Here is an 11,652-nt window from a genome sequence, read left to right as displayed (position 1 = left end):
ATTGATGTTGAATGTAATGCAGCCTTCGCGAGCAAGCTCGCTCCCACAGGTTTTGTGTCGGTTACAACGACTCCAGGCACCCCGCCAAATCATTCCCCAGCTTTTCCAGAACCTGCTCATACCCCTGAGCGGTCGCTGGCGTGTATCCGCCCAACGCATCCAGCTCCGCCAGTTTCACCGGCAAACCCGCTACCAGCGTTTCCGCCAGGCGCGGACGCAACGGCGGTTCGCTGAACACGCAAGTCTTGCCCACTTCCTGCAAGCGCGCGCGCATCGCAGCGACGTGTTGGGCGCCAGGCTGGACTTCGGCAGCAACACTGAACACGCCGGTATGCTTGAGGCCGTAGGCGTCTTCGAAGTAGTCGAACGCTTCGTGGAACACGAAGTAAGGTTTGTCGGCGATGCCAGCCAGACGCGATTTCAGGCGCAGGTCCAGCGCGTCGAGGCGTTCATCAAATGCTTTCAGGTTGCTCTGATAACGTGCGGCATTCGCCGGATCGGCGGCACTCAGGTCTGAGGCCATTTTCGTGGCAATCACCCGAGCATTGACCGGCGACAACCACAAATGCGCATCCAGGCTGCCGGGACGGTGGTCGTGGTCATGCTCGTCTGCCTCTTCGGCGTGGGAGTGGCTGTCTTCGGCGAAGCGGCGCAATTTCAAGCCAGGCAAATCCTGCACGGCGACGCTCGGCAGCGTACGACCCTTCAGCACGCGAGGCAGGAAACCTTCCATGTCCGGGCCGATCCAGTACACCAGGTCCACCGACTGTACCTTCCGTACGTCGGAAGGGCGCAAGGCGTAGTTGTGGGGCGATGCGCCGGGCGGCAGCAACACTTCCGGAATCGCCACGCCGTCTTGCACCGCAGCGGCGATCAACTGCAGAGGCTTGATGCTGGTGAGCACTTTGACTTCGGCGTGGGCCGAGCCAATCAGCAGAAAACTTGCGATAAATGCGACAAAGATAGAAAAAAGTCGGGACACGATGACCACTCGAAGAGGCGAGAACGGGTAACATAATAACGTCTCTCACAAAACTCGTCGCCGCTCATGCCTAAAACACCGATTGCCAGCCGTCCCCACGACCACTCTCATTGCGTCCATAGCGCTCTGTCTGAGGCCGATGCCCTGTGCGCACGGCAAGGCCTGCGCCTGACTGCCTTGCGCCGGCGGGTGCTGGAACTGGTGTGGCAAAGCCATAAGCCGCTGGGGGCTTACGACATACTGGCGGTCCTCAGCGAGCAGGACGGCCGCCGCGCCGCGCCGCCGACCGTGTACCGCGCACTGGATTTCCTGCTGGAAAACGGCCTCGTGCACCGTATCTCCTCGCTGAACGCTTTCGTCGGCTGCAATCACCCGGAACACGCCCACCAAGGTCAATTCCTGATCTGCCGCGAATGCCATGCCGCCATCGAGCTCGAGCAAAAAACAATCAGCGACGCCATCATCGGTAGCGCCAAGGATGTCGGGTTTGTCGTCGAAGGCCAGACCGTTGAAGTGGTCGGGCTCTGCGCCGGTTGCCAGGGGGCCTGATGAGTAACGCGCTGATCCGCCTCGAGCAGGTTGCCGTCACCTTCGCCGGGCAAAACGTGCTGGATAACATCGAGCTGAGCGTGGAGCCGGGGCAGATCGTCACCTTGATCGGGCCCAACGGCGCCGGTAAGACGACGCTGGTGCGCGCCGTGCTTGGTCTGTTGAAACCGGACAGCGGCAGTGTCTGGCGCAAGCCGAAATTGCGGGTCGGGTACATGCCGCAAAAACTTCACGTCGATCCGACCCTGCCACTGTCGGTGCTGCGATTCCTGCGCCTGGTTCCGGGCGTGGATCGTGCGCGGGCATTGGCGGCACTCAAGGAAGTCGGCGCCGAGCAGGTGATTGATAGCCCGGTGCAAAGTGTTTCCGGCGGTGAGATGCAGCGCGTGCTGCTGGCTCGGGCTCTGTTGCGTGAGCCGGAGTTGCTGGTGCTCGACGAGCCTGTGCAAGGCGTCGATGTGGCAGGTCAGGCCGAACTGTATAGCCTGATCACGCGATTGCGCGACCGTCACGGCTGCGGCGTGTTGATGGTGTCCCACGATCTGCACCTGGTGATGAGCACCACCGACCAGGTCGTTTGCCTGAATCGCCACGTTTGCTGCTCCGGGCACCCGGAACAGGTCAGCGGCGATCCCGCATTCGTCGAACTCTTCGGAAAGAACGCACAAAGCCTGGCGATTTATCACCACCACCACGACCATGCTCATGACTTGCATGGCTCTGTGGTCAGCGCGGGCCTGTCGGCTCAACCCCACGTTCATGGAGATAGCTGCAAGCATGGCTGATTTTCTGCTCTACGCCCTGCTTGCAGGTCTGGCCCTGGCGTTGGTGGCGGGCCCACTGGGTTCGTTCGTGGTCTGGCGGCGCATGGCCTATTTCGGCGACACCCTGTCTCACGCGGCCTTGCTTGGCGTGGCGTTGGGATTCCTGCTGGATGTCAGCCCGACGGTGGCGGTCACCGTAGGCTGTCTGCTGCTGGCGGTGTTGTTGGTGACGTTGCAGCAGCGCCAGCCACTGGCGTCCGACACGCTTTTGGGAATTCTCGCACCGAGCACACTCTCATTGGGCCTGGTGGTACTAAGCTTCATGCATGAAGTGCGGATCGATCTGATGGCGTATCTGTTCGGCGACCTGCTGGCGATCAGCCCGACTGATCTGGCATGGATCCTCGGGGGCAGCGCGGCAGTCCTGGCGCTGTTGGTCACGTTGTGGCGACCATTGCTGGCGATCACGGTGCATGAAGAACTGGCCAAGGTAGAAGGTTTGCCGGTGGCGGCATTGCGCTTGACGCTCATGCTGCTGATTGCCGTTGTGATTGCCGTGGCGATGAAAATCGTCGGTGTGTTGCTGATCACTTCGTTGCTGATCATCCCGGCGGCTGCGGCACAGCGTCACGCACGCTCGCCGGAGCAGATGGCATTGGGCGCAAGCCTGCTGGGTATGTTCGCGGTGTGTGGCGGGCTGGCGCTGTCCTGGTTCAAGGACACCCCGGCGGGCCCATCGATTGTGGTGGCGGCCGCTGCACTGTTTCTGCTGAGTTTTGTCCTGCCCCGTCGAGGGGTGTAGACTTGCTCGTTTTTTGCGCAAATAGAGAGTCGCAGGAATGAAGTTGTTCGCCTCCCGTTATCTGCTCCTTGTCGCATTTTCTCTGCTGCTGGGCGCTTGCCAAAGCACGCCACCGGCGGCCACCGAGACCCCCGATGCACGGGCTACGGCCATCGCACAACTGGAACAAAGTCTCGCCAGCAGTGAGCTGGCCACCGCCGAAGATCAGCTGGCTGCCTTGCAGGCCCAGTCGCCCAACGATCAATCCCTTGAGCAATACCAGCGCCAATTGGCTGAAGCCTATCTGCTCCGCAGCCAGATCGTGCTGCAAAAAGGTGACGTGAACGCCGCCGCCACGGCCCTCAGCCGCGCCCGGGCATTGATGCCCAAGGCTCCGGCGCTGACCGGGGGTGTGAACAACGCCATCGTCAATGCCCGCAAGGCTGAGCTGGATAAAGCAGAGGCGGCGCTCAATGCTGCAGAAGCCAAGTCAAAGGCGAAAGTCATTGATCCGACGGCGCAAAGCACCACGGTTGCGCTGAACGTAAACGATATGGTCAAACTTCGCCGGCAATTGGATGCTATCGCCGCCGATGTGGTGAATTATCAGTGCGATGTGAGCATTCAGACGCCGCGTACTGAGGATTACCCGTGGTTGGCCACCTTGCTGACCAAGCGGGTGAAGAAGCTGGATTCCGGGTTTGATCTGAATCTGGAAAAGCAGATCCTGCGCAACATTTCGGCGCAGATGGTTTTGAGTCCGCGCAAGCCTTAAAAGCATCGCGAGCAGGCTCGCTCCCACAGTGGGTCAAGGTGATCACAAAATTGTGATCCACCCAAAACCCTGTGGGAGCGAGCTTGCTCGCGATAGCACCCTTTCAAACAACAAAGATCTTAAGCCGGAATCGCCTTGGCCTTAGGCTCCCGATCCCAAACCCTATGCTGCCCGATCGCGGCAAAAAACGGTTTGATCAACTTGGCGTCCGCTCCCACGATCAGCCCCGCATCAGCCTCCAGTTTCAACACATCCAGCAACTGCTTTGCCTCGCCCTGCAGCGCAATCGCCTTCAAATGCTTGTACGCCTCCAGCAGGTAATGCAGCGCCACACCATCACCGCTCAACGCCTTGATCGATGCAGCGCCACCTGGCACAAACACCGCGTCGAACGCCACGGAAGGCGACCCTTCCATCGATGCATCGACTGGCAGCGCCTTGCCATCGGCGGCCGTTACGGGGGCGGACGTCGGACCGAGCAGTTTGGCGTGAGCTCCTTCAGCCACCAGTGCTTTTTTCATCGCATCAATCGCAGCGCGATCGACACCGTTGGCGACAAGAATGGCCACTTTACGGGTTTTGATGTCCGCCGGAAGCAAGTTGGCCTGACTCAAGGCTGGCGAGTGGTCCAGTGAGGATTTCCGTACGTCGACGGTTCCTGCTTTCGGTACCGGCAACCCAAGGTTCTGCGCCACACGCTTGGCCAGTTCCAGATCGATGTTGGCCAGGATCTCATTCACCTGACGCGCACGGATGAACTCGCGCTCCACCTTGCCCAGCTCAAAACTGTAGGCCGCGATGATGTGTTCCTGCTCGTGCTTGCTCATGCTGTGGAAAAACAGCCGTGCCTGGGAAAAGTGATCGCTGAACGATTCGCTACGCTGGCGGATTTTGTTCGCGTCGATGCGCTCCGGATAACTCTCGAAGCCGCCATCCTGTGCAGCTGGCGCCGTTTCTTTCGGCCAGCCACCGTCGATGGAGTTGGGCTCATATGACGCGCGACCCTTATCGATGGTGGTGCGGTGCAACGCGTCCCGCTGGCCGCTGTGGAACGGTGATACGGGACGGTTGATCGGAATCTCGTGAAAGTTCGGCCCACCGAGTCGGCTGATCTGCGTGTCGGTGTAGGAAAACAGCCGTCCTTGCAGCAAAGGATCGTTGGAGAAATCTATTCCCGGCACGATATGGCCAGGGCAGAACGCGACCTGTTCGGTTTCGGCGAAGAAATTGTCCGGATTGCGGTTGAGGACCATTTTGCCCAAAGGCGTGATGGGGACCAGCTCTTCCGGGATCAGCTTGGTGGGGTCGAGAATGTCGAAATCGAAGGTGTGTTCGTTTTCCTCTTCAATGATCTGTACGCCCAGTTCCCATATCGGGTAGTCGCCCATCTCGATCGATTCCCAGAGATCGCGACGGTGGAAGTCGGTGTCTTTGCCGGCGAGCTTCTGCGCCTCATCCCACACCAGTGAGCAGGTCCCGGCCGTAGGGCGCCAGTGGAATTTGACGAAGCGCGATTTGCCTTCGGCATTGACCAGGCGGAACGTGTGCACCCCGAAGCCCTGCATGCTGCGCAGGCTTTTCGGGATCGCCCGGTCGGACATGGTCCAGATCACCATGTGCGCCGATTCCGGCACCAACGAGACAAAATCCCAGAAAGTGTCGTGAGCCGAGCCCCCCGTAGGCATCTCGTTGTGCGGCTCGGGTTTGACCGCGTGCACGAAGTCAGGAAACTTGATTGCGTCCTGAATGAAAAAGACCGGCATGTTATTGCCCACCAGGTCGAAGTTGCCTTCGTCGGTGAAGAACTTCACAGCGAAACCTCGCACGTCCCGCACGGTATCGCCTGACCCGCGAGGGCCTTGCACCGTGGAAAAGCGCGTGAAGACCGGGGTTTTCTTACCCGGGTCTTGTAAGAAACCGGCCTTGGTCAGGACGGAATGGTTTTCATACGTCTGGAAGTAACCATGAGCGCCGGTGCCGCGAGCATGGACGATGCGCTCGGGAATGCGCTCATGGTCAAAGTGCGTGATTTTTTCACGCATGATGAAATCTTCCAGCAGCGATGGCCCGCGGGCGCCGGCCCTCAGGGTGTTCTGATTGTCCGAAACCTTCACGCCCTGGTTGGTGCGCAGGGCTTGTTCAGTGGCGTCGGAGCGGAATTTCTCCAGGCTGTCGAGCTTGGCATTGGTGTTGCCGCGGTCCAGGGTGTCGGTCCCGGCCAGTGCACTTTTTGGGGCGGCAGGCTTTTTAGTACTCATCAGACGTAACTCCTCGTGCGATTCCCGCCGTAGCCAGGACTCTTGAGCAATACCCCAGGCACGGCACCGGGGGCGTTATCGAGTTGCCTAATTAGTGACTGATGACGTTTTTAGCCGTTCCTTTTTTCTGACCTTTGATCGCGTTATTGCCAAATCGAAGGTTGAATGCGGAATAAATGCTAATAACCTCTATACGGACAGGCTAAAATGCGCGCCCGGCTAACCGCTGATCCTTTTCTAACGCGCCCCACAAGGTTCGCTACGTGATCGAGTTTCAAAACGTCCATAAAACCTACCGCGTCGCCGGTAAGGATATTCCCGCCCTGCATCCGACCAATCTGACGATTGAGAACGGTCAGGTCTTCGGCCTGATCGGCCATTCCGGCGCGGGAAAAAGTACCCTGCTGCGTCTGATCAATCGCCTGGAAAACGCCAGTGGCGGCAAGATCATCGTCGACGGCGAAGAAGTCACCGCGCTTGACGCCAACAGCCTGCGACGTTTCCGTCAGCAGGTCGGGATGATTTTCCAGCACTTCAACCTGCTGGCCTCCAAGACCGTGGCCGATAACGTCGCGCTGCCGCTGACCCTCGCCGGCGAACTGTCGCGCAGCGAGATCGACCTGCGTGTGGCTGAATTGCTGGCACGAGTGGGTTTGTCCGACCACGCCAAAAAGTACCCGGCGCAGTTGTCCGGTGGTCAGAAGCAGCGCGTCGGCATTGCCCGTGCCTTGGCCACCAAGCCGAAAATCCTGCTGTGCGACGAAGCCACCAGCGCCCTGGACCCGCAGACCACGGCGTCGGTCCTGCAATTGCTGGCCGAGATCAACCGCGAGCTGAAGCTGACCATCGTCCTGATCACCCACGAGATGGACGTGATCCGTCGCGTCTGCGACCAAGTGGCCGTGATGGACGCTGGCGTGATTGTCGAGCAAGGTTCGGTGGCCGAGGTGTTCCTGCATCCCAAGCACCCGACCACCAAACGCTTCGTGCAAGAAGACGAGCAGATCGACGAAAGCGAACAGCGCGACGACTTCGCTCACGTGCCAGGCCGCATCGTGCGTCTGACCTTCCAAGGCGAAGCGACCTACGCGCCATTGCTGGGTACTGTCGCTCGGGAAACGGGTGTGGACTACAGCATCCTGGCCGGTCGTATAGATCGCATCAAAGACATTCCCTACGGGCAATTGACCCTGGCCGTCACCGGCGGCGACATGGAAGCAGCGTTCGCCCACTTCACCGCAGCTGACGTCCACATGGAGGTGCTGCGCTGATGGAAGCCCTGATGAGTTTCTTCTCCAATATCGACTGGTTCGAAATCTGGCTGGCAACCGGCGACACGATGCTGATGCTTGGCGGTTCGTTGTTGTTCACCGTTTTGCTGGGCCTGCCCTTGGGCGTGCTGTTGTTCCTGTGCAGCCCGCGCCAGTTGCTGGAAGCCAAAGGCGTTTACGCGATGTTGTCGCTGGTGGTGAACATTCTGCGTTCGCTGCCCTTCATCATTCTGCTGATCGTGATGATTCCGTTCACCGTGTTGATTACCGGCACATCCCTCGGTGTTGCCGGTGCGATTCCGCCGCTGGTGGTGGGCGCCACGCCGTTCTTCGCACGACTGGTGGAAACCGCGCTGCGTGAAGTCGACCGCGGCATCATCGAAGCGACCCAGGCCATGGGCGCGACGACGCGGCAGATCATCATCAATGCCCTGCTGCCAGAAGCCCGCCCGGGCATCTTCGCGGCGATTACGGTGACAGCTATTACACTGGTGTCCTACACGGCAATGGCCGGTGTGGTTGGCGCTGGTGGTCTGGGCGACCTGGCGATCCGTTTCGGTTACCAGCGTTTTCAGACCGATGTGATGGTGGTCACCGTCGTGTTGTTGCTGGTGCTGGTTCAAGTACTGCAGACCGTTGGCGATAAGCTTGTGGTCCACTTCTCTCGTAAATGACAATTGAGCCGGCCATTCGCTGGCAGGCGCCGCAAACAGGCGCCTCAACAAGGAGTTAGCTGAATGAAAAAACTACTCGTCGCGTTCGCTGCCGTTGCAGCCTTTTCTGCTCACGCTGCCGACACGCTGACCGTCGCGGCCACCCCGGTCCCGCACGCAGAAATCCTCGAATTCGTTAAACCGGCCCTGGCCAAAGAAGGCGTGGACCTGAAGGTCAAAGTCTTCACCGACTACATCCAGCCGAACGTGCAAGTGTCCGAGAAGCGCCTGGATGCAAACTTCTTCCAGCACCAGCCGTACCTCGATGAGTTCAACAAGGCCAAAGGCACGAACCTGGTGGCTGTTGCCGGCGTACACCTGGAACCACTGGGCGCGTACTCCAGCAAGTACAAAACCCTGGCCGAGCTGCCGGGTGGCGCCAACGTGGTCATCCCGAACGACGCCACCAACGGCGGCCGTGCGCTGTTGCTGCTGGCAAAATCCGGCCTGATTAAGTTGAAGGATTCGAACAACATCCTGTCGACCGTCAAGGACATCACCGAAAACACCAAGGACCTGAAAATCCGCGAACTGGAAGCCGCGACCATCCCGCGCGTGCTGACCCAGGTCGACCTGGCACTGATCAACACCAACTACGCGCTGGAAGCCAAGCTTGATCCGGCCAAGGATGCTCTGATCATCGAAGGCAGCGACTCGCCTTACGTGAACATTCTGGTGGCTCGTCCGGACGACAAAGACAGCGACGCGATGAAGAAACTGGTTGCTGCCCTGCACAGCCCGGAAGTGAAGGCGTTCATCCTCGAGAAGTACAAAGGCGCGGTCGTGCCGGCGTTCTGATCTGAAGCGTTAATAAAAAATGGGGCGCATCAAATGCGCCCCATTTTTTATGCCTGAAACACAACCCCTGTAGGAGCGAGCTTGCTCGCGATGGAGTGTCAGTCGACATCACTGCAGCTGACACACCTTCGCGAGCAAGCTCGCTCCTACAGGGGTTATGGCGTGTGCTTACTTGCGTTTAAGCATCACCGGCAACTGCGCCACCAACTTGGTGTTATTCAACGGCGCGCGAATAAACCCACGCTGGGTCCCGTCCGGCCCGATCACCGCCAGGTTCCCGCTGTGGTCAACCGTGTAATTCGGCTTGCTGGTATCTGCTGGAATAAACGGAATGCTCACCGCGTTGGCCAGTTTCTGAATGTCGTCCACCGACGAGGCCGTCAGGCCGATGAACTGCGGATCGAAGTAACCCAGGTATTGCTTGAGCTGCTTGGGCGTGTCGCGATTCGGGTCGACACTGACGAGGATGATCTGCAATTTGGCCACCGCTTCCGGTGGCAGTTCGCTCTTGATCTGGCGCAGCTGGGCGAGGGTGGTCGGGCAGATGTCAGGGCAGAAGGTGTAGCCGAAGAACAGCAAGCTCCACTTGTCTTTCAGCTCGTTGACGGCCACCGGTTTGCCGTCCTGATCGGTCATGGTCACGTCCGGCAGGTTGCGGCTTTGCGGCAGCAGGATGATCCCGGCGTCGATCAGTGGAGTCGGGTCGCCCTGGCCCTTGCCGGACAGTACTTTGTTGATGGTCAGGCCCAGAACCAGCGCGATCAGGGCGACGAGGATGAAGACGGTTTTCTGAGTTCGAGTCATAGGTTCAACAGTAAGTAGTGGTCTACGAGCAGGGCGATAAACAGCAGGAACAAGTAGTAGATAGAGTACTTGAAGGTGTTGATCGCCGCGTGCGGCCGAGTGCCACGGTACAGCACGACGGCCCATTGCAGAAACCTCGCGCCCAGGACGAGGGCGCAAATCAGGTAGAGCACACCGCTCATGTGAATGACGTAGGGCATCAGGCTCACGGCCAGTAGCGCGAAGGTATAAAGCAGAATATGGACCTTGGTGTAATGCTCGCCGTGGGTGACCGGCAGCATCGGAATGTCGGCCTTGGCGTATTCCTCTTTGCGATGGATCGCCAGTGCCCAGAAGTGTGGCGGGGTCCAGGCGAAGATGATGAGTACCAGCAACAGCGGTTCAGCGCTGACATGGCCGGTGGCCGCGACCCAACCGAGCAACGGTGGGGCCGCGCCGGCCAGGCCTCCGATGACAATGTTTTGCGGCGTCGCGCGTTTCAGGAAACCGGTGTAGACCACGGCATATCCGAGCAGCGAGGCAAGGGTCAGCCAAGCGGTCAGCGGGTTGGTGAAGGCCAGCAGCAAGGCCTGGCCCAGCACCGCCAGCACCAATGCGAACGTCAGCGCCGCGGTCGGTGACACCCGGCCTTCAGCCAGGGGGCGTTTGTGGGTTCGCGCCATGACTGCGTCGATGCGTCGGTCCACCACGTGATTGACCGCCGCCGCGCCGCCGGCACACAACGCGATCCCCAGATTGCCGAACACCAGCACCGTCCACGGCACCCCGGCGCGGGTCGCAAGGAACATCCCGACCAGCGAGGTGATGAGCATCAGCACCACCACTTTCGGCTTGGTCAGCTCCAGATAGTCGCGCCAGATTGCCTGACTGTGACGTTCGCCGATCAGAGTCGCCATGGCATCTCTCCTTTTATTGTTATGGGCCCGGCTGGGTGTTTACGCGGGCTGAAGCGCCAGCGTGTCGGCTGCTTCACCCGAACCAGACTGGTTCGCGCGTGATAATTGACCAGCACCATCGTCAGCAGCAGCGCTGCGCCGCCGGCATTGTGCGCGACGGCCACCGGCAGCGGCAGGTGGAACAGCACGTTGCTGATGCCCAAGGTGATTTGTGCGGCCAGTGCGATCAGCACCAGTCCTGCTAAACGCGTCATACCGACGACCTTCAGTTGCCACGCCAGACCGAGCAGCACCAGCGTCACCAGCAACGCGCCGATACGGTGAGTGAGGTGAATCGCCGTGCGAGCATCGCTGTCCAGTTGCCCGCCGAGGTAATTCGGGCCGATGTGTTGGGTCAGGTGAAAACCGTTGGCGAAGTCTGTGGGTGGCAACCATTGCCCGTGGCAGGTCGGAAAGTCGATGCAGGCCACGGCGGCGTAGTTGGAACTGACCCAGCCGCCAAGGGCAATTTGCAGGATCACCAGCAGTAAGCCGGCGGTCGCCCAGTGCTGCAAACGCCGTGGCACGGTGAGCGCCGGCAATACTCCGGACAGGCGCAGCGTCAGTAAAAACAACAAACTCAAGGTCGCAAAACCGCCGAGCAAATGCCCGGTCACCACCTGCGGCCAAAGTTTGAGCGTCACCGTCCACATGCCGAACGCCGCTTGGGCAAACACCACGGCCAGCAGGAACAGCGGCAACTTCACTGGTTGCCCCGGATGACGACGATGGACCCAGGCGCGACCGGCCAGCACCGAAATCAACAGCCCGAGCGTGCCGGCGAAGTAGCGGTGGACCATTTCGTTCCAGCCCTTGTGCGCTACCACGGGCGCATCAGGAAAATGCAATTCGGCATGGGCCAGTTGGGCTTCGCTTTTCGGCACACTGATAAAGCCGTAGCAGCCCGGCCAGTCCGGGCAGCCGAGGCCAGCGTGGGTCAGACGTGTGTAGGCGCCGAGCAACACCACAATCAGTGCCAGCAAGGTGGCAAACAGCGCGAGGCGAAATCCAGGTTTGGCCAT

Annotated in this window: 12 protein-coding genes; 7 read left to right on the top strand and 5 right to left on the bottom strand. The window is 59.9% G+C overall.

Features of this window, described 5'->3' with window-relative positions:
- Positions 1 to 61: 61 nt before the first annotated feature.
- Positions 62 to 982: a metal ABC transporter solute-binding protein, Zn/Mn family gene (locus JFU37_RS12190; protein WP_201115532.1), complete on the bottom strand. Its 921-nt coding sequence runs from the start codon at positions 980 to 982 to the stop codon at positions 62 to 64.
- A gap of 66 nt (positions 983 to 1,048) precedes the next feature.
- Between JFU37_RS12190 and zur the strand changes: the two genes are divergently transcribed.
- From zur to JFU37_RS12170, 4 genes are read left to right on the top strand one after another with little or no spacing between them, the layout of a single operon-like run.
- Positions 1,049 to 1,531 (top strand): zinc uptake transcriptional repressor Zur, encoded by a 483-nt coding sequence (gene zur / locus JFU37_RS12185; protein WP_201115531.1) that lies wholly within the window; start codon positions 1,049 to 1,051, stop codon positions 1,529 to 1,531.
- The gene (gene znuC, locus JFU37_RS12180; RefSeq protein ID WP_201115530.1) at positions 1,531 to 2,316 is read left to right on the top strand and encodes a zinc ABC transporter ATP-binding protein ZnuC; all 786 of its coding nucleotides are present in this window, start codon (positions 1,531 to 1,533) and stop codon (positions 2,314 to 2,316) included. Before zur ends, znuC begins: the two co-directional genes overlap by 1 nt.
- Positions 2,309 to 3,097: a zinc ABC transporter permease subunit ZnuB gene (gene znuB / locus JFU37_RS12175; protein WP_201115529.1), complete on the top strand. Its 789-nt coding sequence runs from the start codon at positions 2,309 to 2,311 to the stop codon at positions 3,095 to 3,097. Before znuC ends, znuB begins: the two co-directional genes overlap by 8 nt.
- 37 nt (positions 3,098 to 3,134) lie before the next feature.
- Positions 3,135 to 3,851, top strand: coding sequence for a PA5502 family lipoprotein (locus JFU37_RS12170; RefSeq protein WP_201115528.1), 717 nt, complete (start codon positions 3,135 to 3,137; stop codon positions 3,849 to 3,851).
- A 119-nt stretch (positions 3,852 to 3,970) separates the two neighbouring features.
- Here JFU37_RS12170 and katE read toward each other — a convergent pair whose 3' ends face one another.
- Positions 3,971 to 6,109 carry a catalase HPII gene (katE, locus tag JFU37_RS12165; RefSeq protein WP_201115527.1) on the bottom strand — a complete coding sequence of 713 codons (2,139 nt, stop codon included), beginning with the start codon at positions 6,107 to 6,109 and terminating at the stop codon, positions 3,971 to 3,973.
- Between the two features lie 263 nt (positions 6,110 to 6,372).
- On the opposite strand from katE, the gene JFU37_RS12160 reads away from it, so the two are divergent.
- From JFU37_RS12160 to JFU37_RS12150, 3 genes are all read left to right on the top strand, one after another.
- Positions 6,373 to 7,380 (top strand): ATP-binding cassette domain-containing protein, encoded by a 1,008-nt coding sequence (locus JFU37_RS12160; protein WP_201115526.1) that lies wholly within the window; start codon positions 6,373 to 6,375, stop codon positions 7,378 to 7,380.
- Positions 7,380 to 8,054 (top strand): methionine ABC transporter permease, encoded by a 675-nt coding sequence (locus JFU37_RS12155; protein ID WP_201115525.1) that lies wholly within the window; start codon positions 7,380 to 7,382, stop codon positions 8,052 to 8,054. Before JFU37_RS12160 ends, JFU37_RS12155 begins: the two co-directional genes overlap by 1 nt.
- A 63-nt stretch (positions 8,055 to 8,117) precedes the next feature.
- A complete protein-coding gene (locus tag JFU37_RS12150) occupies positions 8,118 to 8,891 on the top strand; it encodes a MetQ/NlpA family ABC transporter substrate-binding protein (protein ID WP_201115524.1) in 774 nt (257 codons plus the stop codon).
- 168 nt (positions 8,892 to 9,059) lie between these two features.
- Here JFU37_RS12150 and JFU37_RS12145 read toward each other — a convergent pair whose 3' ends face one another.
- The 3 genes from JFU37_RS12145 to JFU37_RS12135 are packed head-to-tail and all read right to left on the bottom strand — an operon-like array spanning position 9,060 to position 11,652.
- On the bottom strand, positions 9,060 to 9,695 hold the full coding sequence (locus tag JFU37_RS12145; RefSeq protein WP_201115523.1) for an SCO family protein: 636 nt from the start codon (positions 9,693 to 9,695) through the stop codon (positions 9,060 to 9,062).
- Positions 9,692 to 10,591, bottom strand: coding sequence for a heme o synthase (cyoE, locus tag JFU37_RS12140; RefSeq protein WP_201115522.1), 900 nt, complete (start codon positions 10,589 to 10,591; stop codon positions 9,692 to 9,694). Before cyoE ends, JFU37_RS12145 begins: the two co-directional genes overlap by 4 nt.
- The gene (locus JFU37_RS12135) at positions 10,579 to 11,652 is read right to left on the bottom strand and encodes a COX15/CtaA family protein (protein ID WP_201115521.1); all 1,074 of its coding nucleotides are present in this window, start codon (positions 11,650 to 11,652) and stop codon (positions 10,579 to 10,581) included. Before JFU37_RS12135 ends, cyoE begins: the two co-directional genes overlap by 13 nt.

This window comes from Pseudomonas sp. TH41 (assembly GCF_016650695.1).
GTDB lineage: Bacteria > Pseudomonadota > Gammaproteobacteria > Pseudomonadales > Pseudomonadaceae > Aquipseudomonas.
This window is presented reverse-complemented; position numbering and strand designations above follow the sequence as displayed.